The sequence below is a fragment of the Aureispira anguillae genome (assembly GCF_026000115.1).
Lineage (GTDB): Bacteria > Bacteroidota > Bacteroidia > Chitinophagales > Saprospiraceae > Aureispira > Aureispira anguillae.
Genome location: NZ_AP026867.1, coordinates 3,073,742 through 3,100,507, shown reverse-complemented (window position 1 = coordinate 3,100,507; position 26,766 = coordinate 3,073,742). Strand labels below are relative to the sequence as shown.

The 26,766-nt window shown below is 36.1% G+C and carries 19 protein-coding genes; 12 read left to right on the top strand and 7 right to left on the bottom strand.

What is annotated here, in order from left to right; translation table 11 throughout:
* Positions 1-411: 411 nt before the first annotated feature.
* The 3 genes from AsAng_RS12040 to AsAng_RS12030 all read left to right on the top strand — a co-directional run bounded on the left by AsAng_RS12040 (position 412) and on the right by AsAng_RS12030 (position 5,817).
* Complete coding sequence (locus AsAng_RS12040; RefSeq protein ID WP_264793038.1) at positions 412-4,125, top strand: hybrid sensor histidine kinase/response regulator; 3,714 nt, start codon at positions 412-414, stop codon at positions 4,123-4,125.
* A 9-nt stretch (positions 4,126-4,134) separates the two neighbouring features.
* Complete coding sequence (gene aat, locus AsAng_RS12035) at positions 4,135-4,818, top strand: leucyl/phenylalanyl-tRNA--protein transferase (RefSeq protein ID WP_264793037.1); 684 nt, start codon at positions 4,135-4,137, stop codon at positions 4,816-4,818.
* A 198-nt stretch (positions 4,819-5,016) separates the two neighbouring features.
* Positions 5,017-5,817 (top strand): ParA family protein, encoded by an 801-nt coding sequence (locus AsAng_RS12030; RefSeq protein ID WP_264793036.1) that lies wholly within the window; start codon positions 5,017-5,019, stop codon positions 5,815-5,817.
* A gap of 5 nt (positions 5,818-5,822) precedes the next feature.
* On the opposite strand, the gene AsAng_RS12025 is transcribed toward AsAng_RS12030, so the two are convergent.
* A complete protein-coding gene (locus tag AsAng_RS12025) occupies positions 5,823-6,017 on the bottom strand; it encodes a hypothetical protein (RefSeq protein ID WP_264793035.1) in 195 nt (64 codons plus the stop codon).
* 106 nt (positions 6,018-6,123) lie between these two features.
* Between AsAng_RS12025 and AsAng_RS12020 the strand changes: the two genes are divergently transcribed.
* The 4 genes from AsAng_RS12020 (at position 6,124) to AsAng_RS12005 (ending at position 11,672) form a co-directional block, all read left to right on the top strand.
* Complete coding sequence (locus AsAng_RS12020; RefSeq protein WP_264793034.1) at positions 6,124-7,578, top strand: MBOAT family O-acyltransferase; 1,455 nt, start codon at positions 6,124-6,126, stop codon at positions 7,576-7,578.
* 28 nt (positions 7,579-7,606) lie between these two features.
* Positions 7,607-8,902, top strand: a complete 1,296-nt coding sequence (locus AsAng_RS12015) for an alginate O-acetyltransferase AlgX-related protein (protein ID WP_264793033.1) — start codon at positions 7,607-7,609, stop codon at positions 8,900-8,902.
* A 146-nt stretch (positions 8,903-9,048) separates the two neighbouring features.
* A complete protein-coding gene (locus AsAng_RS12010; protein ID WP_264793032.1) occupies positions 9,049-10,290 on the top strand; it encodes an alginate O-acetyltransferase AlgX-related protein in 1,242 nt (413 codons plus the stop codon).
* Positions 10,291-10,340: 50 nt separating this feature from the next.
* A complete protein-coding gene (locus AsAng_RS12005) occupies positions 10,341-11,672 on the top strand; it encodes an alginate O-acetyltransferase AlgX-related protein (RefSeq protein WP_264793031.1) in 1,332 nt (443 codons plus the stop codon).
* A 94-nt stretch (positions 11,673-11,766) separates the two neighbouring features.
* Here the strand turns inward: AsAng_RS12005 and AsAng_RS12000 are convergent, their stop codons facing one another.
* Entirely contained in the window at positions 11,767-14,100 is a 2,334-nt protein-coding gene (locus AsAng_RS12000) for an efflux RND transporter permease subunit (RefSeq protein ID WP_264793030.1), read from the bottom strand.
* A gap of 532 nt (positions 14,101-14,632) precedes the next feature.
* On the opposite strand from AsAng_RS12000, the gene AsAng_RS11995 reads away from it, so the two are divergent.
* From AsAng_RS11995 to AsAng_RS11980, 4 genes are all read left to right on the top strand, one after another.
* Entirely contained in the window at positions 14,633-15,520 is an 888-nt protein-coding gene (locus AsAng_RS11995; RefSeq protein ID WP_264793029.1) for a cell division protein FtsX, read from the top strand.
* 185 nt (positions 15,521-15,705) lie between these two features.
* On the top strand, positions 15,706-16,023 hold the full coding sequence (locus AsAng_RS11990) for a DUF3098 domain-containing protein (protein ID WP_264793028.1): 318 nt from the start codon (positions 15,706-15,708) through the stop codon (positions 16,021-16,023).
* A 153-nt stretch (positions 16,024-16,176) separates the two neighbouring features.
* Positions 16,177-16,977 carry an undecaprenyl-diphosphate phosphatase gene (locus AsAng_RS11985; protein ID WP_264793027.1) on the top strand — a complete coding sequence of 267 codons (801 nt, stop codon included), beginning with the start codon at positions 16,177-16,179 and terminating at the stop codon, positions 16,975-16,977.
* Between the two features lie 20 nt (positions 16,978-16,997).
* Positions 16,998-17,594 (top strand): carbohydrate binding domain-containing protein, encoded by a 597-nt coding sequence (locus tag AsAng_RS11980; protein WP_264793026.1) that lies wholly within the window; start codon positions 16,998-17,000, stop codon positions 17,592-17,594.
* A gap of 59 nt (positions 17,595-17,653) precedes the next feature.
* On the opposite strand, the gene AsAng_RS11975 is transcribed toward AsAng_RS11980, so the two are convergent.
* Together AsAng_RS11975 and AsAng_RS11970 are read right to left on the bottom strand one after the other, a co-directional pair.
* A complete protein-coding gene (locus AsAng_RS11975; protein ID WP_264793025.1) occupies positions 17,654-18,274 on the bottom strand; it encodes a YceI family protein in 621 nt (206 codons plus the stop codon).
* A gap of 82 nt (positions 18,275-18,356) precedes the next feature.
* A complete protein-coding gene (locus AsAng_RS11970; RefSeq protein WP_264793024.1) occupies positions 18,357-18,881 on the bottom strand; it encodes an acyl-CoA thioesterase in 525 nt (174 codons plus the stop codon).
* 327 nt (positions 18,882-19,208) lie between these two features.
* Between AsAng_RS11970 and AsAng_RS11965 the strand changes: the two genes are divergently transcribed.
* On the top strand, positions 19,209-19,679 hold the full coding sequence (locus AsAng_RS11965; protein WP_264793023.1) for a hypothetical protein: 471 nt from the start codon (positions 19,209-19,211) through the stop codon (positions 19,677-19,679).
* A gap of 94 nt (positions 19,680-19,773) precedes the next feature.
* Here the strand turns inward: AsAng_RS11965 and AsAng_RS11960 are convergent, their stop codons facing one another.
* The 3 genes from AsAng_RS11960 to AsAng_RS11950 all read right to left on the bottom strand — a co-directional run bounded on the left by AsAng_RS11960 (position 19,774) and on the right by AsAng_RS11950 (position 26,753).
* Complete coding sequence (locus tag AsAng_RS11960; protein WP_264793022.1) at positions 19,774-23,532, bottom strand: DUF3857 domain-containing protein; 3,759 nt, start codon at positions 23,530-23,532, stop codon at positions 19,774-19,776.
* A gap of 237 nt (positions 23,533-23,769) precedes the next feature.
* The gene (locus AsAng_RS11955; RefSeq protein WP_264793021.1) at positions 23,770-24,495 is read right to left on the bottom strand and encodes a DUF697 domain-containing protein; all 726 of its coding nucleotides are present in this window, start codon (positions 24,493-24,495) and stop codon (positions 23,770-23,772) included.
* Between the two features lie 284 nt (positions 24,496-24,779).
* Positions 24,780-26,753: an FISUMP domain-containing protein gene (locus AsAng_RS11950; RefSeq protein WP_264793020.1), complete on the bottom strand. Its 1,974-nt coding sequence runs from the start codon at positions 26,751-26,753 to the stop codon at positions 24,780-24,782.
* Positions 26,754-26,766: the final 13 nt, after the last annotated feature.

Genomic DNA, 26,766 nt, shown 5'->3' with positions numbered 1-26,766 from the left:
TTTAATTTAAATGCATTACTTGTGTGCAGGACAAACCCAGCTTGCTTTGCTCGTGAGCACTTTGTTATTCGTTTGTCCTATACATAGATGCATTACATTCAAGTTTCTAGACTAAAAAATCAACTAATTGATTAAAAAAAGAGCATAATTTTTTTTATTTTATTAAAGATTTTCAATTAGTTAGGAGTTTTTAATGAAAAAATGGGTATATTTTATTGTATGGAATGATCCCTTGGGTAGCTTCCAGTTCATCCCCAAATGAACAGTTGAGGTATTAGGAGAATGGGCGAGATTGATACATCACTATTCTACCTGCCTATTTATGTACAATACCAAACTTTATTTCTTCATAGATTTAGCACAATTTTAAAGAGCCCATTACACATTACAACCCAATAGACGAACCAATAGATGACGAAGTACAGTATTATATTTGTTATTACATTATTTATATTAAATAGCGATTTAATAGCTCAATCTTTTTCTGCAAAAATCAGGAAACTATCTATTGAGGATGGTTTGTCCAATCGTTTTGTTCGTCGTACATTTCAGGATTCTAAGGGGTTTATTTGGATTGGTACTCATTATGGTCTCAATCGTTATGATGGATACTCTTTTGAATGGTTGACCAAAGAAAACGAAGGGTTATTTAGTAATATTATTTCTAATATTTATGAAGACAGCGATACCTGCCTTTGGGTTACTTTTTTGGATGCCAAACAACGTCCGCTAGAAAAAGTTAGTATTGTCGATATCAGAACCTTAGAAACTCAAAGTTTGGTGGAGAAATTTGGTTCGAAGTTCCCAATCAAAGAATATGAGATTTATGAAATTTATCAAGTTGCCCCTCGGGTAATTTTTATCGTGACCAAAAACCAAAAAGTATTTAAATACATGGGGGATGGTGTTTGCGAAGAATTATTTGAATTGCCATACCCTAGTCATACGATTAATAATATTCTTTTGTGCAAAGATGTATTTTGGGTAATAGGAGCAGGTTACTTATTGGAATACGACAAAAAGGGGGTGTTCAAAGGAGAAGAATTAATCCCTTTTAAATCTATTTTGGATGTGCGATGCGATAACAATAGATTGACAGGCTATGCACGTTATTTGCAAAATGATAGCTTGTTTGAATTTTCTAAATCCATCAATGAGGCAATTCGTTATGGTGCCCCTCCTTTGTTAGCGCCCCAATTAAAGACCTTGAGTAATACCAGTAAAGTGCATCAAATGCCCAATGGACTGATTTGGTACAATGATCAGCTCAGTCGGTTTACTTCTAAGTTATATAGTTCAAAGGGAGAGTTGGTTTATGATTTTTCTAATTCGTTGAGATCCAATACCCTTCGTCATTCAGTAAAGAGTATCGATTTTGATGCTAATAATAATGCTTGGATATCAACCTCAAATGGTGTTTTTATCTTAAACGTTGAACCCAGTCCGTTTCATAATTACCTTAATAAAAATAAATTTGTCCCCAGTAGTAGGGCTTATTTGACAAGGGGAATGGTGGAGGATGACAGTAGTTTTTTGTATGTAAATAGTTACGGAGGGCGACAAAAAATCGATTTGAAGACAGGAGAAGTGACGCCCATAGAAAAGTTGGCTAAGAAAGGAATCCCTGACGCTCCTGATTGGCCGAATTTGGATGCAATGAGGGATCGAAAAGGAAATTTTTGGTTTTGTGGAGAGAGTAATGTGGTACAATGTTTTGACCCCAAAAGCAAAACCATGAAGGAATACCCCTGTAAACATCGAGTGCCTATTGAATCAGATGACTACAAAGAGCTAAATCTTAAGTTGCATGAAGATAGTCGTGGTCGAATTTGGATGGGGACTAGAAGTGGCGTTTACTATTTGGATACCGTAGCACAAGCCTTTATTAAATTTAATGCTCATGGTCTTTGTATAAAGCTAAATACGAGTAAGGTATATGCTTTGGTTGAAGATGTTGAAAATGGAATATTATGGGCAGGAACAAACTCTGGAATTTATAAATTTGATTATAAATTTGATCGATTTACTTACAGATACAGTATAGACCAAAAAAAACCACGATACATTCCCCACGATTATATTTTAACCATTCACAAAGACAAGGATTGTTTATGGTTGGGAACCTATGAAGGAGGATTAATTAAATGGTTCCCAGAGACGAACAAGTATGAGCATTTTACAATAGCGGCAGGCCTGTCTGACAATATGATTTATGGCATCTTGGAAGATGACAATGATAATCTTTGGCTGAGTAGTAATTATGGCTTGATGCGTTTTAATAAAGAAACAAAGTGGTGTACAACTTATTCTCTTAGAGATGGTATAACAGCGAATGAGTTTAATAAAATGGCATGGTATCGATCTCCAACAGGGAGGTTTTATTTTGGGGGTATTAATGGGATTGTGGCTTTTTATCCCAATTCATTTAAAGAGGAAGGGGCAACAGATATTCCTTTTCACATCTTAAGTTACAAATGCTGGCATGGGGATGTAGATGCTAAAGAATTGGAAGATAGGACAGAAGAGTTGTTGCGGGAAAAAGCAATCGTTTTGGAGCCTAACGATTATTCTTTTACCCTTACTTTTTCGCTTTTAGATTATAGAAATCCTAGCCAAAATCGATATGCTTACAAAATCGAAAACTCTGCACAAGAGTGGCAGTACACTTCAGAAAACGAAGTCAGAATTAACCGATTGCCTTATGGTGAATATACGTTAATTATTAAGGGGCGTGGAGCAAACGGGGAATGGTCTAAGAATAAAATTAGAATCCCAATTTATGTGCAAATCCCATTTCATGAGACCATTTATTTCTTTTTATTACTTGGTTTTTTGCTTATTTTAATCTTTGCAATAGGAGCTAGAATTTTTATTTTAAATAGCAGAAAAAATAAAAAGTATTTAGAACAGGAAATTGCCAATCGAACGCAAAAACTATTGGAACGAGAGCAGGATTTACTCAAGGCAAAGGAAGAAGCAGAAAAATCATCCCATGCCAAAGCTGAGTTTTTGTCCATCATGTCGCACGAAATTAGAACTCCTATGAATGCAGTTGTTAATTTGACAAACTACTTATTGGAGGATGCCCCCGAAGAACGACAAATTGAAAATTTGAATATCCTGAAGTTTTCTGCCAATAATTTGCTGGCAATTATTAATGACGTTTTAGATTTTAATAAAATAGAATCAGGGAAAGTAGAGTTTGAATCTATTGACTTTGATTTGTTGGGCTTATTGGATAGCATTTATTATGGTATGGCTGTTAATGCCAAGAAAAGAAACATAGGCTTTTTTCTAGAGACGGATTTTAAATTGTCAAAAATGTTGATAGGAGATCCCAATCGACTCACTCAAATTTTAAATAATTTAATTAGCAATGCCATTAAATTTACAGAAAAGGGGCATGTTAAACTTAAATTAGTGGTTTTAGAAGAAACGCCTTCTTCTATTAAATTAAGGTTTGAGGTAGAAGATACAGGAATTGGTATCTCTGAAGAGGAAAAAATGTATATTTTTAATATGTTTACCCAAGCAGCAACAAATACGACTCGAAAATATGGCGGTACGGGCTTAGGGTTGGCTATTACGAAACGCTTGTTGATTTTGCAAAACTCAGATATAGAACTTAGAAGCAAAGTAGGCAAAGGATCTACCTTTTCGTTCGATTTAAATTTTAAGAAGGGAACTTCTTTGGTGCAAGAGCGTATCTTGGGAGCTCCTAAAGAAACCCTTGGTAAGGATCTAAAAGGGGTAAGGGTTTTGGTGGTTGAGGATAATACCGTTAATGTTTTGGTAGTTAAAAAGTTTTTGCAAAAATGGGGGGTTGATTTTACTCATGCTGCTGATGGTCTTGATGCTGTTGAGAAAGTAAAAAGCCAACTTTATGATTTAATCCTGATGGATATTCACATGCCTAATATGGATGGCTATGTTGCCACCAAAGTAATTCGATCCATGAATGATGGTTATTATGATTACGTACCAATTATTGCACTAACGGCTTCGGCTTTGATGGATAACAAAGAACGAATATATGATGCAGGAATGAATGACATTATTGTAAAACCGTTTAACCCTACAGAATTGTATAAGATACTTGTAAAATATTTGGTCAAAAAAATATAATCGTCTAATATGCATTGGCTAACAGAAAAGATAGCTTTTCCTCATCCTAAATATGCTTCTGTGGAGGGATTGTTGGCAGTAGGGGGAGACTTGTCTCCTCAGCGCATCTTGTTTGCTTATGAACATGGTATTTTTCCTTGGTACAATGAGGGAGAGCCTATTCTTTGGTGGTCGCCAGATCCTCGGTTTGTGCTTCGACCTGCTGAAATTAAGGTTTCTAAGAGTATGCGAAAAATCTTGCGTAAGGGAATCTTTAATATAACCTTTGATCAAGCTTTTGAACAAGTCATTTATGCCTGTTCTTCTATTCCTAGAAATGGACAAACAGGGACTTGGTTGACAGCAGAAATGCAAACGGCTTACCTTTTGTTGCATCAAATGGGCTTTGCTCACTCTGTAGAGGTTTGGCAGGAAGAAGAATTGGTGGGGGGATTGTATGGTTTGTCATTAGGCAAGTGCTTTTTTGGTGAATCTATGTTTGCACAGGTTTCTAATGCTTCTAAGGCGGCATTAATTCATCTGGCGCAGACCTTGGAACGCCGTGGTTTTAATATGATTGACTGTCAAGCCGAAACCAAGCACTTGGCAACCATGGGGGCTAAATTTATTTCTAGGGATGCTTTTTCTGCTTATTTGGCTCAAAATAAAAAAGAAAAAACGCTTCGTGGGAATTGGTCAGAATTGAAAATTTAAGATTGTATTTCATTGGAAGTCAGCTTTTAATTGCCGATCTTGTAGCAAGAATTAATATAAGTTTAGCATATTCCTAGTATAGAGAACATAATTTTACCTTAAATTTTCGTACATTCGCAGTAGTGTTATTCAGAATATAATCTTATTTGGGAACAACCCCAACACTTGAATACCAAAAATAATTATTACAAAAAAAAGATGGGAAAAGTAATTGCTGTTGCAAATCAAAAAGGAGGGGTAGGAAAAACTACTACGGCTATTAATTTATCTGCAAGTTTGGCAATTCTAGAGTATAAGGTTTTGCTTATTGATGCAGATCCTCAGGCTAATGCTACTACAGGAATTGGTGTTGCTGCTGATGAACTAGAGTATAACCTTTATGATTGCCTAATTAATGAGGTGCCTGCTTTAGATGCTATTGTCTCTACAGATACTCCAGGTTTAGATTTAATTCCTGCGCATATTAACTTAGTGGGGGCTGAAATTGAGCTAATTAATCGTTTTCGTAGAGAGTTTGTCTTAAAAGAAATCATCAATGAAATAAAGGACAGTTATGACTTTATTATCATAGATTGTTTGCCTTCTTTGGGGCTTGTTACTGTCAATGCCTTAACGGCAGCTAATGCTGTGTTGATTCCCGTTCAATGTGAATACTTTGCCTTAGAAGGGCTAGGAAAATTAATGAATACCATCCGTCAGGTCAAAACACAACTCAATCCTGAATTGGATATTGAAGGAATTTTACTTTCTATGTACGATGCTCGTTTGCGCTTGGCCAAAGAGGTGGTGCAAGAAGCTCGGAAGTATTTTGATTCTCGTGTATTTACTACCATTATTCATCGAAACTCTCGCATTGCCGAGGCACCAGGAGAAGGAATGCCAGTTGCGATGTATGATGCGGCATCCAAAGGAGCCATTAACTTCTTGAATCTTGCTCAAGAAATTCTCAAGAAAAATAATATGAAAGTCAAACGAAAGAAATTGACCAAAAAGAAATAAATAAGTTAAGAAATTCCTGCAAAGGAATTTTTTTCTTTTTTTTGATACAATTGCAGCCAAATTGGTCTATCTTTCGTCTTTCTAGGAACGAAGTTGTGTGTTATACTCCTATAATAGGATAACATTGCTTTTTCTTCAACTTCAACCCAATAATACATCAAAGGTTCTGGGTCTATCCATCGAGTAAAATACATCATCATAAATGTGTTTTTTAGTGCTAGTTCTATCAATTGAATTTGATTGGAAGCTTCATTTTATTAGATCAAAGAACAATACTAATTAATCCTTAATAAAGGCTAACATAAAATGGTATTTAGTAGCATTAGCTTTTTGCTTTATTTTTTGCCTACCTTTTTATTTCTCTATTTTTTGAGCAGTAAGAAGAACAAGAATTGGGTGATTCTTGCATTTAGTATCTTTTTTTACAGTTGGGGAGCACCCAAATTTGTCTTTTTGCTATTGGCATCAACGTTTATCGATTTTTATCTGGTACGGTGGATGCACCAAACCCAAGAGCAGAAACGGAAAAAGTTGTTATTAGGATTATCGATTACCCTGAACTTGGGCTTGTTGGCGTTTTTTAAATACGCTAACTTCTTTGTAGACAATGTCAATGCTCTATTGTCAATACTAGGAGACAAAGACATTCAGTGGACAAAAATAGCGCTGCCGATTGGAATTTCATTTTATACCTTTCAAACACTAACTTACTCGATTGATGTCTATCGAAAAGTCCATAAACCCTTAGAGCGTGTATGGGATTACATCCTTTATATTATGATGTTTCCACAGTTAATTGCTGGACCTATTGTTCGTTTTAATAGTATAGCAGACCAAATTGTAGAACGAGAGGAAACCTATAACGATCGTTTGTTGGGCTTTTATCGGTTTTGCATTGGTTTGGGCAAGAAAGTGTTGATTGCTAATGTACTGGGGGCAGCAGTGGCTTCTGTGGTGGGATCAACCCCCGAAGCGGTGCTTACCATTGATTGGAATTCAATTAATACACCTATTGCTTGGTGGTGTATATTGGGCTATACTTTCCAGATTTATTTTGATTTTTCAGGTTACTCAGATATGGCGATCGGGATCGGTAGAATGTTAGGATTTACTTTTCCAGAGAATTTTGACAATCCATATACCTCAAGGAGTATTACGGAGTTTTGGCGTCGTTGGCACATTACTTTGGGGGCGTTTATGAGAGAATACCTTTATATACCTTTAGGGGGATCAAAGGTAGATTCAAAATCAAGAATTTATTTCAATCTATGGTTTGTCTTTTTGATGTCAGGGCTTTGGCATGGTGCTTCTTGGAATTTTGTTTTGTGGGGAGCTTTTCACGGAGTTTTCTTAATTATAGAACGAGTTTTCTTATTGGGACTATTTAAAAAAATGGGAAAAATTGGCTCCATTGTTAGTCTATTTTATTGCTTTTTTGTTGTGATGATGGGCTGGGTCTTATTTTTTATAGAGGATATAGGAGCCATTGGCAAATTTTATGGAAAACTATTTGCGTTTGATTTTGCAACAGTAGATTCGCCATACACCACAGAGTTTTTCTTTATCTTATTTGTGGGAATTTGTTTTGCTTTTAGCACCTTATTGACACCAATCAAAAAAGTACACGATTTAGTATTTTTTGGAGAATACAACACTTGGCAATTGGTTGTAATGTACCTTGTTTCAATTGGTCTATTCATCTTGTCGGTATCGTCTATTGCAGCTAGTAGTTTTAATCCTTTTATTTACTATCGTTTCTAAATTTTTACAACTTCATAATATAGTGTGAATGAAAAGAAAAGAAAAAATAACAAGGAGCTTATTTTATGTGCTATTGTTGTTGTTGTTTGTCCCCATGTTACAGGCTAATATCAAGTGGATTAAGGTCAATAAATTGGGAGGCTATGATGTGCCACCTACCGATATTACAGTAACAAAAGAGCTTTGGCTAAATGGTGCCTATCAGACTCAAAAAGAAAAGTATATAAAAACGCATTTTGGCTTTTGCAATTGGGCAATTAGAGCAGAGCATCAGCTTGCTTATTGGGCTTATGGTATGTCTAGGGTCAATGGCTTAATCATGGGGAAAGAGAATTATTTGTACGAAATTTCCTACATCAATACCAGAAATGGTCAGGATTATCTTGGAGATGATCGATTGTCTGAACTCGCCGAAAAAGCAAAAGCGGTTCAAGATACCATGCGTGCTATGGGCAAAGCTTTCTTTTTTGTAGTTGCTCCCAATAAAGCCGATTATTATGCCGAATACTTGCCCGATCAATATGCTCGCCCACAAGGTGATTTAAAAACAAACTATACCACTTTTAAAGACCAACTAAAACAATATGGAATTAACCATATAGACATCAATAATTGGTTTTTGTCTATGAAAGATACAACTTCGATTCCATTGTACGGTCCTATGGGAATTCATTATACCACTTATGGAGCAGGGATTACAGCACAACGAATTTTTGGAGAAATAGAACGGCAGTTGGGCAAGGATATTCCTGATTTTTATTGGGAACACATTGATTGGGATACCAATTTGAGAGGTTCAGATGACGACCTAGAAAAGGCGCTAAACTTAGCCCTCAAAATCCCAACAGAGGCTTTGGCTTATCCTAGAATACTGATTAACAAAGAAAATAAATACAAACCTCGCATCATTACGATAGGGGACAGCTTTTTTTGGCAATTGGTTAATATGGGAATTGCAGAAAATGTATTTGATAATGGGCAATTTTGGTATTACAATAGAGAGGTATATCCAGGGCAGAAAAATTTTGCCGAAGTAAATATAGGCGCAGAACTAGCGGCTACAGATGGTGTTTTTATTATTATGACACCTCCTAATATGAAAAAATACCTAGGTCCCTTTATCGAGCAATTGTATAATTTTTATTATGATCAAGGAAGTATGAATACTTCTATGAATGCTAAAATTCAGCAAAAGATGAAGGAAATCCGAGCAACAGAAGCGTGGTTAAAGGCTGTTGAGGAAAAAGCTAAAATCAATAATGTTTCCTTGGATGAAATGATTTATTTGGATGCAAAATTTGTTGTCGAACAAGAAACGAATTAGCCTATTAATATAGATTGGAGCAAGACTAAAAATAGGAACAAAGGAGGGGTATACTGCCCTTGTTGAGACCTAGATACAAAATGGGGGATAAAAATAACATACCAAAAATACTGTTTTATTGTATATTGCTTTTATTGTTTGTCCCAATGATACAAGAAGAATATCATTGGGTGAACGTTGGCGAATTAGATGGTTATGATCCTTCTGTAACAGAAGCTGCTGTGATGAGCGTTGATAATTGGCTCAGTGGAGCGTATCAAGTCACCAAAGAAGGTTATCGAGATCGTTTTTTTGGTTTTAGAAATTGGACCATACGCCTAAACAACCAAGTGAAATATAATTTGTACAAGGCTTCGGAAGCAGATAATATTGTGGTTGGAAAAGACCATTATTTATATGGAATTGATTATATAGATGCTTATAGGGGAGAGGATTTTGTAGGAGAAAATGTAGTGAAGGCAAAGGTTCGGCGTTTTAAACAATTGCAGGATACCTTAAGTAAGCTGGGAAAGCATTTATTTTTTGTCATTACTCCCAATAAAGCCGATTATTTTGATGCGTTTTTGCCTACGATTTATCAAGGGGATAGAACAGGAATTTCAACCAATTACGACAGCTATATTAAGCACTTAAAAGCAGAAAACGTCAATCATATTGATGTAAATGAGTGGTTTGTCAATATTAAAGATACCGTTTCTTATCCGTTGTTTCCCCAAACAGGAATTCACATGACACATTATGGTTCTGCTTTGTTTGCGGATAGTTTGATTCGTTATATTGAAGGGCTAACACAGCAGGATTTGCCCAATTTCTCTTGGTCAAAAGTTGCCCTAAGCTCAGAAGCACTAGAGGCGGATGCCGATGCGGAGAAGGCGTTAAATCTAATCTTTAAATTGCCCTATTTTGAATTGCCTTATCCTAGTGTTCACATTGATCAAAAAGGAAAATATAAACCCACTGCTTTAACAATAGGAGATAGCTTTTATTGGACTTTTGTCAGTTGGGGAGGTTTGACAGATGTTTTTGATGATGGTCAATTCTGGTATTATAATCGAGAGCAGCACCCTGGACAGCGAGATGTCAAAACCCTAGATTTAGAACAAGAAATAAAGGATAAAGAGCTTATTTTTATTGTCAATTCTGCCTTTAACCTCTGGCGTTTTGGTTTTGGCTTTGATTTAGACCTATACAAGCATTTTTTTGGTGACGAAATCTTAAAAGACGAAGCACTTTTAGACCTTATTGTCCAAGAACGAATGAAAACAGCACTGAAAGATAAGGCATGGATGAAATCTTTGCGAGCACATGCGTTGGAAACAGGGCAGGAGTTTGAAAAGGTATTGTATGATAATATAACTTATGTTGTTAAGAAGAAATTAGAAAAATAAGTACATTGTTATACTTGTATTAAATTCTTCGACAACGATCAAGATAAAACATGAACAACGATAAAAATATAGCTAAAAAACTGTTTTACCTGACCTTGGTTCTGTTGTTTTTGCCAATGCTTCAGGCAAAATTTGAACTATTTACAGTGGGTAAATTAGGTGGTTATGAACCTGTAGCAGCAGATGTTAGTATGGCAGAAACTTCTTGGTTAAATGCAGTGTACCAAGAGGGGAAAGAGCAATATTTGAAGACGCATTTTGGTTTTAGAAATTGGGCCTTGCGTTTGGATCATCAAGTTGCGTATTCATTTTATAATAAATCTAAAGTACATGCGGTGGTAATTGGACAAGAGGGCTATTTGTTTGATTACGATTATATCTTGGAGCACAATGGAAAATTTGAAGTCAAAGAATTTGAAATTAATACTCGCCTAAATCGCTTGGTGCAGTTGCAGGACACCCTCAAAAAAATGGGCAAACATTTGTTTGTTGTAATTGGTCCCAATAAGGCCGATTTTTTTCCCGAATATTTACCTAAAGAAGATCAAATCTCTAGGGTAGGGCTCAAGACCAATTACGACTATTATATTAAGGGAATGAAGCGACGCAATATTAATTTGGTAGATGCCAATGCTTGGTTTTTAGAAATGAAGGGGAAGGTTCCTTATCCTTTGTTTCCCCAAACAGGAATTCATTTTAGTTTTTATGGCGCAGCCTTATTTGCCGACTCTATTATTTCTCATGTAGAACATGCTTTGGATAAAGATTTACCCGACTTATCTTGGACAAATATAGAAATGGGCAAAGAGCCTAGAGAGGAGGACGACGATTTGGAAGATGCGCTCAATATCATTGCAAATCTGCCTTCTTATGCCTTGCCTTATCCCTCTATTGTAATTGAAGAAGAGGGAAAGTATAAACCTCGTTCTTTGACCATTGGAGATAGTTTTTATTGGCGTTTTGTCAATTGGGGAGGTCTAGAAAAGATCTGGGACAATGGACAATTCTGGTATTATAACCGAGATGCACACCCTTCGAATGGTCAAGTGAGCGATTTGGATTTTGGGGCAGAGATCGAAAAAGCAGAAGTGATTTGTATCTTGATGGCTTCTGTTAACTTGTGGCGTTTTGGTTTTGGTTTTGACGATCAGTTGTACAAACATTTTTTTAGTGGCAAAAAATCGCCTTACCAGCAAGCAGCCAAAGCGGCTAATCAACCTGATAATTTTGAAACATTGGTGGCGGCAAAAATGGAGGAAGCTAGAAATACCCCAGAATGGTTTGCCTATATTCAAAAACGAGCAGAAGAACAGGGTGTTGAGGTAGAGGAAGCGTTGAGAAGTGAGGCTGTTTTTGTCATTCGTCAAGAATTGGGGCAGTAATTTTTAGTAATTTCATGGATAAACCCTGCTAGAAAAAAGACAGGACAAGTCTACTTTAGGCTTGTCCTGTTTCTTTGTTTTTATATTATAATCGTTATTTTATCCACTTTCTAAGCATAATCGGAATAATTAGCAAATCGCAAATCAATGCCGAAACCAAGGTAGAACTAATTAAGATTCCAATTGTAATGGCAGGCGGATTGCTCGAAAGCAATAGACTAAGGAATCCAAAAAATAGAATCACAGTCGTTAAACAAATCGCTTTTCCTGTTTCTAGTAAGGTAATTTTTATCGCTTCATCGGTGCTATAACCTTTATCCTTTGTGAGTTTAAACTTACTCAAAAGATGAATCGTATCATCGATTGCTATTCCAAAAATAATAGCAAAAACAATGGCAACTCCTGCTTCTAAGGGAATACCAGCAAAACCTAAAATAGCCGCAGCAATCAACAAAGGAAGCATATTGGGAATTAGCGTAAGAATTAGCATCTTGACATTTCTATAAATAAAGGCAACAATGATGCTAATGGTCAAAATAGCTAACAACAAACCTTGCAATAAAGAATCTCGAATATAATTTGAGTTTTTGTCTAAAATAATGCCTGTTCCTGTAGAGCGAGTCTGAATAATATTCGGGTCAATATGTTCTGCAATCCATTGTTTACTTGCAATTCGGATAGAATCAATGTTGTTGGCTCCAATATCTAATACTTTAGCAGAAATTCGGGTATGTTTTTTGTCTTTGCTCACCAAAATTCCTAAGTTGCTATTTTGAGATATTCGTCGAACAGAACGTTGGTATTTTTTGAACTCTTTAAGATCCTTAGGCATCACATAAGCTGCTGGGTTATTGACATGGTGTGCTTGGTTGATGGACTTGTACACATTGGTGATGGAACTCATGGACTTAATGGCAGGGTATTCTTTAAAGTGTTCTTCGATTTTGCTTATTTCTTGAATAACTTCATAGTCATTGATGGTATAATCTCCCTGAATACTTATCGCAATTTCAAAGGGTCTAAAACCACTGAATTCTTCTTCAAAAAAGAGGAAATCTTCGGTTACTTTGTTGTTCTTGGGCAGCAAGTTAAGGAATTGTGTATTGGTCGAAATTTGAGCAATACCAATGGTACAAACAACTAGCAAAACGGCAAAGCCTGCCAAAATAGGTCCTTGATGGCTTTTGGTAACTCGATCAATCCACTCCATCCATTTGGTCCAAACGCTAGGGCCATCCTGTAATTTTATAATTTGTTCTTTGTCAAAAAGTGCTAATATTGTTGTACTAAGAACAACAACAGATATATACGCAATCATTACGCCAAAGGCGGCATTGACTCCAAATTCTTGAATTGGAATGAGGCGGCTGGTGACCAAAGAGAAAAAGCCTAAAGCAGTAGTAGTTGAGGTAAGGAAAATGGACATGCCTATCTCTCGAATGGTAACTTGGATGGCTTCCATCTTAGATTGCCCTTTCTGCAACTCATCGATGTATTTGGACATGACATGAATAACGTCTGAGGTCGCCACAATAATCATAATAATAGGGTAGAGCAATGCCATTGTATCTAGGGTACGAGCAAATAAACCCAACATTCCCACAAACATAAACAAACCAACCAAGATAGAAACTAGCGCAATAACAATCCCCCAAAAGCGCTTAAAAAGGAAAAACAGCACCAAGAAAACTAAGAGGAAGGAAACGGCAGAAGAAAGTATAAATTCCTTCACTTGCAATTTGACAATTTCGGTCTGAAAATAGGCACGACCTAATAAATGATATTCCTTAAATTCGTACTTTTTTACTAAGTCCTTAAGCCCCTGTATCAATAAAGTAGCTGCTCCTTGTTGTATATTATCTACGGTTTTGAGGACAACAACAAGGGTTTTGGCATCCTCTGAAATGAAATTGCCAACCAAGCGTTCATCGGCAAGTATTTTTTTCTGATCTTTGGCATAACGGGCGGTATCTTCTAAGTGCAAGGCAGGAATTGTACTAAAACCTGTAAAGGGGTTCTTGACAGGGTATTCTATCTGTAATAGAGATTGAGCACTTAGAATGGGGTGCATCAAAACAATAGAATCTCCTTGAGAATTAACGGCTTTGGTATAAATAGAGTGGTCGATACTATCGGTCGTTGAAATCTCAAAATTCATACGGCGGGCTTCTAAGGAGAACGCTAAGACCTGCTCTAAAAATTCTTGCTCAAAAACGCCTTCTTCCCGCTTTATACCTACTAGTACAAAGTTATCATCAGGCTCAAAACGTTCTTTGAATTCTAAAAAGAATTTCAAATCTTCATCTCCTTCTGGGAAAAATTGCTCAAAATTAAATTCAAATTGTACTCTATTGATGGCAAGAAAAACACCTGCTACACTTAGTACAAAAAATAGACTAACAATAAGTTTTGGAAAACGTATAAACATTATTTTTGCTTCTGTTTATTAACGATTATCACGAATAGATTTTATGAGCAGAGAGATGTTCTGATTTTTCTCTTTAGCAAAGAAGCAAAAACGTACATCCTTGGAAAGGCTGTGCGTCTTTTGATGATGAAGATAAAGAGAAAAAGGCTACATCTATCCATACAACTTTATTCGTGATAATCGTTATTTGATAAAAATTAAGGATCTAAAGGGCTAAAAAAAAACGAAGATAGAACCTTTTGGATTCATTTTCTCTATTGAGTGTGGCAAAGAAAAACTTTTGTTTTGAACTTTGAAAAAAAATCTATCATAATTCAGCCAATTTAGTATTTATATGTTATGATTTCTATGTACTTTCGCTAAAGTATTGTTAAGCTACAACAGAAAATGGTACTTATAGAAGCGTTCGATTATCTTAGCATTAAGGAACTTAATCCGCAAAAGATCATAAGGATGTTTTGTTTCTTCGTTCATTGGATCAATAATCTACTATTCGATCGTTTTTATAAAAAAATGAGACGCTTATATTTTTATGTTTAATAAGAACAATCCAAACATTGATACTCCTAATACATTTATCAATTACGTTTCAGCAATCATAAGTTTGATTATAATGCTTTATTTATTGGGAGTATGGGGCATCTTAGCCATTTACACCAATCAATTGATTCATTATTCTAAAGAAAGCATTCCCTTTTATGTAGAATTAAAGGACGATGCCAATGAAGCTTTGGTCTTTGCTTTTCAAAAAAAATTAGAAGCAAGTGATTTTGTGAAAAAACAGACCGTAGCGTACATTTCTAAAGATCAGGCATTGGAAACCTTGGAGGGCGATGCGGTTTTGGCTAAAGAGGACGTTTTATTGTTTGGTGAAAATTTATTGCCCAATATGATTCGGTTTTCGTTAAATGAAGCTCATTTTTCGAATTATGAAACAATTATTGCAGATATACAAGCCATGAATTTTGTAGAGCAGGTTTTTTATACTGAAATGCCAACTCAAAAATTGTCAACCAAAGTATATCGCCTTGAAATAATACTCTTGGTCTTGCTGCTTTTTTTTATATTTGTGGTCGTTACACTAATCAAGAATACGTTAAAGTTAATACTCTTGGCAAACAAAGGGCGTATCCAAACGATGCAGTTGGTTGGTGCTACACTAGAACAAATGACACAGCCTTATATTCGCCAAAGCTTAAAGAATGGCTTGTTTAGCGCTTTGGTTGCCATTGCTTGCCTTTGGTTAACTCGCATGATACTAGAAAGTGGCTTAGGAACTTTTGCTCAATACGATTTAGATTTTTGGACAGGTATTTTGTCGGCTACAATTGTTCTTGTGGGGACGTTTTCCTCTTGGATTTGTACCAAGCATAGTGTTCAAAAGTACTTGACCAAATCGGTAGATGAGTGGGAGTTATAGTAGATAAAGTTTTAGTATACTGTGTCGAGAACAGGACGCTCAAACTCGCAAAAAGGTACGCTTTAAAATATTGAAAAATTTATTGTACAGTGTATTTAGTGTTTTTTGATCGCCAAAGAACCAGTTTTAAAAGAAAAAGAACCTAAATTTTTGAAAAATATTATATTAAAATAGATTACATACTAATGGGAAAAGGAGATAACAAAGCAGAAACAGTAGAAGCCCCTAAACGCAGAGGAAACCAAAAAACGACAAAACAAAAAGAAATTTTGTTTGCAAAAGATAACTATATGGTGATTGGCGTTGGCTTAGTATTAGTTATTATTGGCTTATTTTTAATGTCTGGCGGATACAATCAACCCGATGAGTGGAAAGCAGAAGAAATTTATAGTTTTACCCGTATTACATTGGCTCCAATGATTATTTTGGGTGGTTTAGGCGTTGTTATTATGGCAATTTTTAAATCGTCAGGCAAGGAAGAAATGCAGAATATAGAAGCCTAATTGGTTCTTGCAAAAATTTTAAGGGGCAAGACAATATTTGCCTTGTATACAGAAAAATGCTTATAAACGATTCGTTTATAAGCTAATTACTCATAAAGCATAGCCAAAAACATAGGGGCTTAGCGAGCGTCAAAAAAAATAGTATATAAAATTATGGATTGGCTGGAAGCTTTGATCTTAGGAATGATTCAAGGGCTAACAGAGTATTTACCTGTTAGTAGTAGTGGACACTTAGAATTGGGCAAAATTTTGTTGGATATTAATCCTTCAAAGACCGATGAATCTTTTGGAATTACCTTTAATGTGGTTTTGCACCTTGCAACGGTATTTAGTACTTGGGTAATTTTGCGCAAAGAAATTGCAGAAATATTTAGAGGGTTGTTTCAATTTAAGATGAATGAAGAATTTTGGTTTTCTGCCAAAATTGTTGTTTCTATGATTCCTGCTGGGATCATTGGGTTGTTATTTGAAGAACAAATAGATGCGACATTTAGAGGTTCTGCTCTTTTAGTGGGGTTGATGTTGTTGATTACAGGAGCGTTGTTGTTTTTGGCTGATAAAGCAAAAGCAACTACTGGAAAAGTTGGGTTTAAAGAAGCGCTTCTGGTTGGGATTGCCCAAGCGGTTGCCTTGGCTCCTGGTATTTCTCGTTCTGGAGCAACCATTTCAACTTGCGTTTTATTAAAGATAGATAAAGAACGGGCGACACGATTTTCTTTTTTAATGGTGATGCCTCTAATTTTAGGAAAGGTTGCCAAAGATTTATTGGACGATAAGTTTGCCTTAGCAACAGAAACACTACTTCCTATGGGAATTGGTTTTATTGCTTCCTTTGTGGTAGGGCTTGTGGCTTGTCAGTGGATGATAAATTTAGTTAAAAATGGAAAATTGGTCTATTTTTCGATATACTGTTTTATCGTAGGAGCTATTGCTATTGGTTATAGCTTGGTATAGATTGTATAAAACATCTGTGTATGATTATAACTAGACACTTTATTGGCTTAGTTTTGCTATTGACAACCCATCAATTGTTGACGGCTCAGTTAAGACCTGTTGAATTAAATAATGCTTCTTTTGAAGGGGTGCCGCACGATGCGGTAACGCCCAATCAATGGAAATCATGTGGGTTGGATTCTTCCCCAGATATTTTACCTGGTCCTTGGGGAGTATACCAAAAACCAACTCATGGGCATACCTTTTTGGGATTGATTACGAGAGAGAACAATTCTTGGGAAGCATTGGGGCAAAAAATGCCTCGCCCATTGAAAAAAAATAAATGTTATAAATTTAAAATAGATTTATCTTCTTCACCAGCTTATGCAGGATACTCCAAGCCTACTAGGCTAAGGGTTTGGGTAGGGAATACTGCCTGTGATCGGGCTCAATTGATTGCAACTTCTCCAACAATTGATCATTATGAATGGAAAACCTATGAGTTTTTCTTTTCTGTAGAGGAAGATTATAAATACATTATTATAGAGTGTTATTATAAGGAACCTGCATTTCATTATTATAGAGGAAACTTGTTGATTGACAATATTTCTGCCTTTGAAATGTGCGATCGTGCTTAAACAAAATCGCCCCGCTCTTGAACCTAAGAGCGAGGCGATTTTAAATTAATGGAGTGGCTTTATTCCTTAATCAAGGTTAACGCAGCAGTAATATCTACTTTATCTGCAATTGTTGGAAGACCTCCTTTTATTCCAAAGTTACTTCTGTTGAAAGCAAAGGTTGCTTTTACTCCCATAACACTTGATGTAGAGCCATCTTTAGCCGCAAGCTCTGCTTGTCCTTTTACTTCAACTTGTACCGTTTGAGAAAGCGTAACGCCACCAATGGTCAAATCGCCTGTCATTTCGTAGGTATTGTGCCCAGTTGGTTTAATATAAGTACTTTTGAAGGTTGCAGTAGCGGCTTTTTCTGCATTAAAATAACGCTCACCTTGCAAATGCCCATCTCTAGCTTCTGAATTGGTGTTGATAGAAGCAATTTGAACCGTAAACTCAACTTCGGCGGTGCTAAAATCTTTCTCATTGGCTAACACTGCTTTTCCAGCAATTTCTCCAAAACTTCCATGAAATTCGCTCAATTTGTACCCCACAGCAAATACTAAAGAAGAGTGCATGGCATCCACACTATAAGTTGCTGCATTTTCAGCATTCTTTGAGTTGGATTTATCTTGTGCATAAATCAATGAAGTAGTGAATAATAAAGCGATAAGGATGGCATTTTTCATAATAATTGTATTCATTTTTGTTTTATAAATATTCATATTTTAAAAATAGTTCGCTGGACTAACCCCTTACTTTATTTAATACTATTTAGCAAAAGGCTTAATCTCCCAATAATTCTATTTTTAGTTTTTGAGCTTCAGCTTTGTCCAACCTTCCCGAAAAGATTAAACGCATTTGACGGCGTTGTAAGGCTTCATCATACCGCTTTTTTTCTTCCGCTGTTAACGGCAACAAAGGCGGAACTTTCACAGGGCGTTTTTCTTCATCGTCAACGGCTACAAACGTAAAATAGGCATCGTTGCAACGACGAGGATTTTTACCTTTGATGTCAGCCGAAAAAACCTCGACATAAACTTCTACAGAAGTAGTAAATGCTCTCGTTACAACACATTTCAAGGTAATAACATCTCCAAGCGGAATTGGTTTATCAAATGAGACATTATCAACAGAAACAGTAACCACATAGCTTTCGCAATGTCTACCAGCACAAATTCCTGCAACAACATCCATCCATTTTAATAAATTTCCTCCCATTAAATTGTTAATAGGATTGGTATCATTAGGCATGATCATTTCAGTCATAATTGTTTTTGACTCAGATACCTTCTTTGCATTTAATTTCATAAAGTGCTTATTCTTATTTATTCGTCTATAAAATGTCTAAGTTTTTAAAGGGGAGAAACCAAACTATAAATTATTTGTGGTTGGTTTCTTCTCTCTAATTATTTATCTTTGCGTGCTATAAATAATTGGGGTGGGGGAATGATACTTTATTTTGATTGTAGGGAACAAAAAATATCGCTACTGACTCGTTTTGACACCACAAAAGTAACAAAAACATCGAACTTAAGTTCTAGAGAACTTAATCTTCTACTATAAAAAATTCTTAAAATAAAAATACAGCTTATATAGATTGACTTCTAGTCGGTTGTATGAAAAAAACAAATAATTATGAAATACTTATTTTTGTGCCTAGCATTTATTGGTTTGTTAACGGTTGCTTGTGAAGAAAAAGCAGCAGAAGAAGACAAGACGCAAGTTGAAGATACAGCAGATTTTAAACTCTCGTCTCAAGCGGAAGATTTATACCAAATAGTAGGAGAGAAGCACGACACCGCTATGTTATTAATGAAAAATATAGAACAAGCCAAGAGTGCTTTGAGGTTAAAAATGGAAGGCCTAGAAACAGGAGCAGAAAAAGATGCTATTCTTGACTTATTGATGGCCTTAAAAAAGGCAGATGATGGAATGATGAACTGGATGCGTGAATTTAAAAGCACAGAACTAAACGATGAAGAGTACAAAGCTATGTCAGAGCAAGAGATAATGGCTTATCTAAAGAAAGAGGAACAAAAAATAGAGCAAGTGCATATTGATATGTTAACAAGCATCGAAAATGGCAAAAAATTCCTAGAAAAATAAACGGTCTGCCTAAAAAAAAATGCCATTCGGAGTTTTGAAAATGCGGGAATACACTGCATACTCAAATTTCCGAATGGCTTATGGATTAAATCACCTACTTTTTAGCTTTAAATGCTAAAAATTGCCCTTCAAGGGTGATGATTTTATTAAAGAATGTTTTTAACGCTTCGTAATCTTCTGTCCCAAATTGTTTTCTGACAGTAGAAAAAGACTTGCGCACCAACAGCTTATTTTCGGCTACTTTTTCATAGCTTAGTTCAAATTTTAGCCCTTTGCATTCCAACGAAACATTTTTAGGAATTTCTACAAAGGTTTGATCTTTGCCAATGATAACCGTCATTTCTTCGTCCTGCAAATCACGCTCAATGTGATAATCAATAGGATGTGTACGTTCATTTTTGGCAAATACTTCTGGACTAATTGTCAAATCTGCAAATGGTATTTTGAAGGTTTGCATGTCTCCAATAGAAATGACCTCGTTCTTTACCTTATAGGTATAATTATAGTTTAAACTATCGTTTAACTCATCTAATTTTTCAAAAGATAACGCTTCCAATTCAACAGGATTATTAAAACTACTATTAATAGCCTCTGTCATATTATCTCTTTGGCGTTTTTTGTCCAAATCTAAATAAGTATTTCTAGTATAGCTAGTTGTGGTACCAACTCTTGTTGTTTTGGCAACGATTTTTAAATCTTTTCCTTCTACACTGACTTCTTTGTAACGATGAATCTCATTAGGCGTTCGAATAACGTCTTTCAAAGCAACCAACTTAGGAGTTTCAGACAGATTATTCATATCCTGAGGAATATCGAGAATCATAGCATCTAAGAGTGATCCAGGAACCGCTCCAAAGGGTAAGTTCGCATTCGTTAATTCTAAATAACGAGCACCATCTGGCAAGTTTAATTTGGCGATACAATGATTAAAATTGAGCGAAGGTAAAATTAAATCTTGCGCTCCATTATCCCTCGTATCCACCAATACCAAATTAATATCTAGTCCTGCTTTTCGTCCAAGCGTAGCAAATAAGGTAGAAACGTCTTTGCAGTCACCTAATTTGGTTTGGAATGTTTTGCCTGGTTTTTGAGGAACATAAGCACTTTGTCTAAAAGGAATAGAGCTATAATTGATGTTTTTAACGATGTAATTATAGATCAATTTTGATTTTTCCAGTTCAGAATATGCTGTTATTCCTTTGGGCAAAATTTCTTTGAGTAATTCTTCTAAATCAAAATCTATTTTAGCTTGAGTATTTGAAATGGCACTGTACCAATCTGCTACGGCTTTCCAATCTTTGATGGTAGAAATATGAAGATTCATTCCTACATCATTGATGGTTGGCATCCATGTTTCAGACTCTAAGGGAGCCAAATCTTTTGCGGACCATAAATAACGGATATAATCACCCTTTTCTTCAATTTTAGGTTTCAGATCTGAGTTTTGCATATGGTATTCAAACTCTAAACCTTTTGGAACAAGCAAGCAATACTGGCTATAATCGGTATGGACGAAGGCATTGAAGGTGTATTTGTCCCAAAAATCTTGGGCAAAACGACCATAGGTGTAGTTTTGGATTTTATATTTAATATAAACAACATCTCCTACCTCTAAATCCGTAAAGACCAAAACATTTCTATTGCGTTCTGCATCTAGTTTTTGCCCACCATCTTTGATGACTTCTGCATGTTCAATGACGATACTTTGGCGGTAACTATCGTAGGGCAAACGAATCGATTTCCAATCGTCAATTCCCTGTTTAGAAACAATTTTTGCGGACATACTATGGTACTCTTCGCAGGCTCCTTTAGGAAATAAAATAATATCTTCTTTATAGAAAATGTAATACCAATCTCTACCTTTTTTATCTTCTGTAACAACTGTGTTTTTAATGGCTTCATACTCGTCCTCAATAGGTAAGTATTGGGTCAATTCTGCCTTGTTTTTTAGCTTGTTCACCTTGTGTCGCAAATCATACTGATTGGTGTTGTAAACCAAACTTTTTTCGTAAGCTTCTAAGGCTTTTTCCGTTTCTCCTTTTTGTTCGTAAATAATACCCATTCCATTCCATACATCCGCTCGATAAGGACCTTGGTCAATAGCATCCGACATATATTTGATGGCACGGTCGTAACGTTGGATTAAATAGTGGAACAAAGCCAATTCACGCATAAAAGAAGTTTCATAAGGGAACCCTTCTTGCAACTTAGTCAGCAAATTCATGATCGCTTCTGCGTTTCCTTGGTTTTTATACTCCTCAATCAAGCCAGCAGCCATTTGATAGTCATAGGTTTTCTCGCAGTATTTTTCCAAGATTTGGATAACTTTAGAAGCGTTTTTCCCTCTTTCTTTTTCTACTTGATATTGCAAGGCAACAAACGTCGAATTTTCTGGATAGGTTTTGTAGCTTTCTTTGATTAGGGAAAGCAAGCGCTCCGTTTCACCTTGTGCTTTGGCTAATTTGATGGCATTGAGATAGGTAAATTCATTTTCCCCATACACTTCAATGATCTTTTTTAGAACAGCTTCGGCTTCGTTGTACTTTTCATCTTGAAGCAATTCCGAAACTTCAACCGACAAAGGATAATAGTTGTTGGGCAAGTTTTGTTTGATCCAGTCAATTTCTTTTAAAACACCAGTTCTATTTTCTAGAACCAAGTAAGTATTGATGAGTTGAGATCTTAATAAGACATTATCAGGATAAAGCGCCAAGCCCTTGTCAATGGTTGCTCTTGCTTGATTTTCTTTTGCAGCACGAGTATAAGCCTTGCTCAACAAGATATAATTGATTGGGTTTTTAGGATCTTCCTTAATTTTTGCTTCGAAATAATCTTCTGAAAACAGGCTCATTGCTTTAGCACTAATGTCTCCACCAACTTTCGGATAATTTTTATAAACAACACTTTCTTTTAAGTTGGGAATAGGTTGGTAATTTTTATCGGTGATGCGCACCATAAAATTGGCTGAGTTACCAGAAAAACCAATTTGAACCAAGATTCTATTCACTCCTTTTTTTAATTGGATCTTATTGTTATAAGTATCCATTTCGGTTACCACCTCTTTTTCTTGTCGAACAACCAATTGGTCATTCACCCAAAGTTTCATACTTCCATTTAGACCTGCACAGATATAAGCTTCTTGATCTGAGTCTGATTCTACGAAGGTTTGTGCATAAACAATCGCATCGTATTCATTCATGTGCTGTCTAATAAAAATCCAGCTTTCAGGAGCAATATGCGGAGGAGTAAACCACTTGATCGGGTAGTTACCTTTAGAGGTAAATTGAGCCGTTTGTTCAGGTTTATTAATAGGCGCATGTTGTTTGTCAAAACCACTGCCTAAGGTATTTTCAAAAGGGCCAACAAATTGCCAAGCACGAAGCCCACCAATTCCAGCATATCTCTTTTTGGCATTTTTAAAATCATTGGATTTTAAATAATGCATCCCTTCTGAGTAAAAAGAAGCCGCTTTGATGGTACCATTGCAGTTGTCGTCTTTTTGGATTCGTTTTAGAAGTTTGAGTTGCTCTTTGCTTTTTTTTCCATATTCTCCTACAAAACCTTCATAAAACCAAAGTGCGTACAAATAAGGATTTGGATTATCGGTTTTATTATAAAACTGAGAAAATGAAGTGCTAACGCTTTCTGTATGCCCTTCAAAAGATTCCAATAAGACTAAAGTAAGTCCTGCATCAACGGCGTATTGAGGATCTTTTTGGGCAGTTTCTAGCAATTTTTTTGCTGTTTTTAAATCTTTGTTGGAAATGGCTTCCCAAGCCTTTTGGTAATCGTTGGCAAAGATTAAATTCGGTGCCAAAAATACCAAAACAAGCATAAACATAAGTTTATTCATGATGTAATATTTTAGGGAGTTAGGTAATGTTATGAATAATGGGCACGAATATAAATTTTTTGAAAAAAAAAGTATAATTATTAGGAATAATACTTTCCAATTCAACTAAATAATCCAATACCCAAGATCTGTTACAACTCTTGTCTAACAATGGGTTATCGTTCAATAAAGATCTAGTAAATTCAAATTTTGAATTTACTAGAAAATACGGTTATAATGTATTAAGGATTGTGAGCTCTATTTGTAATTTTCAATTAAACGAGCTTTCATCTGAGCAAACTCTTCATCGTCAATTACCCCCATATCTTTTAGTTCGGCCAACTCTTTGAGTTTGCGAACAATTTCAGAGTTAGCATCTGGAGCATTAGGTGTAGCATCTTGGGCAGTTGGCACTTCCTCTTTTTGCGTGTGTGTGTAGGCGATGGGATCTTCTGCTACCGCACCGTTTTCTTCTTTTTCTTTTTGAATATCTTGGGCTACTTCTTTTCCTTTTTCAAATTGCTCATCATAATAGCGTTGGAAGCGGTCGGTATCAAAATCTAAAAAGGTTCCTCCAACAGAAAAATGCGTTTTGAATACCTGTCCCAGTGCATAAGTAGATGCTCCAGAGACAATAGACATAGAAACGCCCCCTAAAACAGACCCAAAGCCAGGGATTAATTTAATTAAGGCATTTGCACCCAATCTTGATAAGCCAGAACCCGTTAGAGAAGTAACCAATGCTTTGCCTTCCGTTTCTTTGAAATCAACGCCATAAATATTGCTAATGGTTCGAATCATATCCAATTGAACGGCTGCAACAGCCACAAAATCAGCGATTGGAATTGGAATAAAACCAGCTCCCATCGACCAAATAACATGATTTCGGACAGCGGATTCTGCTCGTTGATTCAAATCTTCATTATTATTATTGTTACTCATTTTTCGTACAAATTTTGCGGCTTTAATTAATTTATTTTCCATGAATAGATGGATTAATATGTGATTGTATTGTCTCTTATGAAACCTGTATAATCAATATACAAAATCTGTTAAAAAAAAGTTGCGTGATTGCTGATCTTTTGAAAGTATTAACGGATGTTAGAGCATAAAAAATAGGATAATGTGAAGCGTTATAGATTATGAAACAGAGGAGTATATGCAGGTGGAATTAGGGGCTGAAAACTAAAAAAATATTGTTGCTAAAAAAGTAACTACACGGTTCTTTCTCATGAAAAGAACCGTGTAGCCTTATCAAACATTAAGATTTAATCTTGAATACAACGGCAACTAAGGCGATCATTAGTGATATTACTGCCTTTGTGAACACCATTTTTATTATGGTAAAAATAACGGGCTAAAGAACCACCATTAAAACTCGCTGTTGCGGTCCAAATTGCTGTAAGCGTTCCATTGTTATTCGCAGGGAAACCATAAGGAGCAGGCAAGACATTAAATAGGCTACTATTGGTGCCATTTTCATTGTTGTACCAACCTGTTGTTGATTTCATAGAAGGTGCATAATGACCACCTCGTGTACCATGAGAAATTAAATTGGCAGGATCCAGACCAAGGTTCACTTCCAGTATATTAAATTCAGCATCTGAGGGAAGGTGCCAACCTAAGGGGCAAATACCTCGAACTGCACTGGGGACATTATTGCTAGAGGGACTGCCATTCATTATCGTTGCCCAATCGTAAATGCGACCATATTTTAGATTGGGATTGCTAATATCTAAGGTATCTGTATAAACAGCAGGAACATCATACCGTAGGTTTTCAGCAAGCCAGGTTTGTCCTGCTATTGTGACAGTAGCATAGGTTTCATTGTCTCTAGAGTCAGTCATACTACCTGTTGTAATACTAATGTGTTTGCCAATGACGGTTTTATTAATAGCACCAATTGAAAGCATAATTTCTTGAACACCACTATTGGTACTGTTCCATTCAATAAGGGCAATTCCACTTGCATTAGTCGTCACTTGGTTGTTAATAAGGGTTCCACCACCACTAATAACGGTTGCGGTAACGGTTGTATTGGGAATATTTTGGTTTAGGCTATCTTTAATGTGTATAGGAACAGTAAGGGTAGCACCCAAATTTCCAACAACCGTATCAGGTATGTTAATATTCCAATTCGCTGTGTTGGTAGCATTGCAGATTACAGTTCCTATATTATAAGTAGTGTTAGGGCTAATAACTGCTGTTAAGTTGTACAAAAAGCAGGTTTGAAGCAGGTTATAATCTATAGAATAAATGATAATGGGCAAAAATTGAGCAGGAATAAGTACATTAAAACAGCCTCCATCATCTGTATAAACTTGTGTTTGCCCAACAATTAGCGGAATGCCCGCCAATGGAATGCCTAGACTGTCTGTTACACAGCCCGATATAAAACAGGGAGGGTGGGGTTGATCGCAATTCCAAGTAGTAAAATGCGAGACAGTTCCTACATAGGTAGCCCCTTGTTTGGTTGCCATTCCTTCTTCCTTCCAAAGTCCTGCCGCTTCGTCAAAATACCAGAGTGGGATACTATTGGGAGCTGTAGATTGTTGATCGTTCGGAATAGAAAAAGTAAGGGTAGATGTATTGCCTGTTGTCAATTGCAAGGGCTGTCCATTATCTCCTGACAATTCAACTCGTAACATCCCGAAGGAAACCAACTCTCGTTCATTGCCATTAACATCAATGGCACTTAGGGTATTGCCTGGTATTTGTGCACTGAATGTAACCCCTAAATCAGAATTAATTTCTTTAACTTGAACCTGAATGTTATTGCCATTATAAGGACTGCCGTCCATTAGGCTAACACCATTGGCAGGAAGTGCTACTTTTGCACCACTAGGCAAGTTTATTGTGCCGCCTGTTGTGACAGAAATGGTTTGATTCGCATCGGCTTGCCCTAATACGAGCGTGGTTGAATAGCTTTGGTTGGCTTCCACTTCAAAGGAGAACGACCCACTCATATAATTGGCTAAGTTGGCTTTAAGAATAGCCCGTTCTTGTGGAAGGGCAGTTGTACTAAAATCAAATTGCCCATTCGCATCGCTAATAGTAGAAGAGGAACTATTGCTAAGACTCAACTGAACACCACTTAAAGCCGTACCCTGCTCATCAATAATTTTTCCTTTTAGAGTAATGGGAACTTTTGAGTCAAGTGGTGGGCTATCTTCTTTGGTACATGCTGTCCAGCATAAAATGAATGTACTAATAACTAAAATAAGGTGGATTGTTTTTTTCATAATGGAGGAAGTA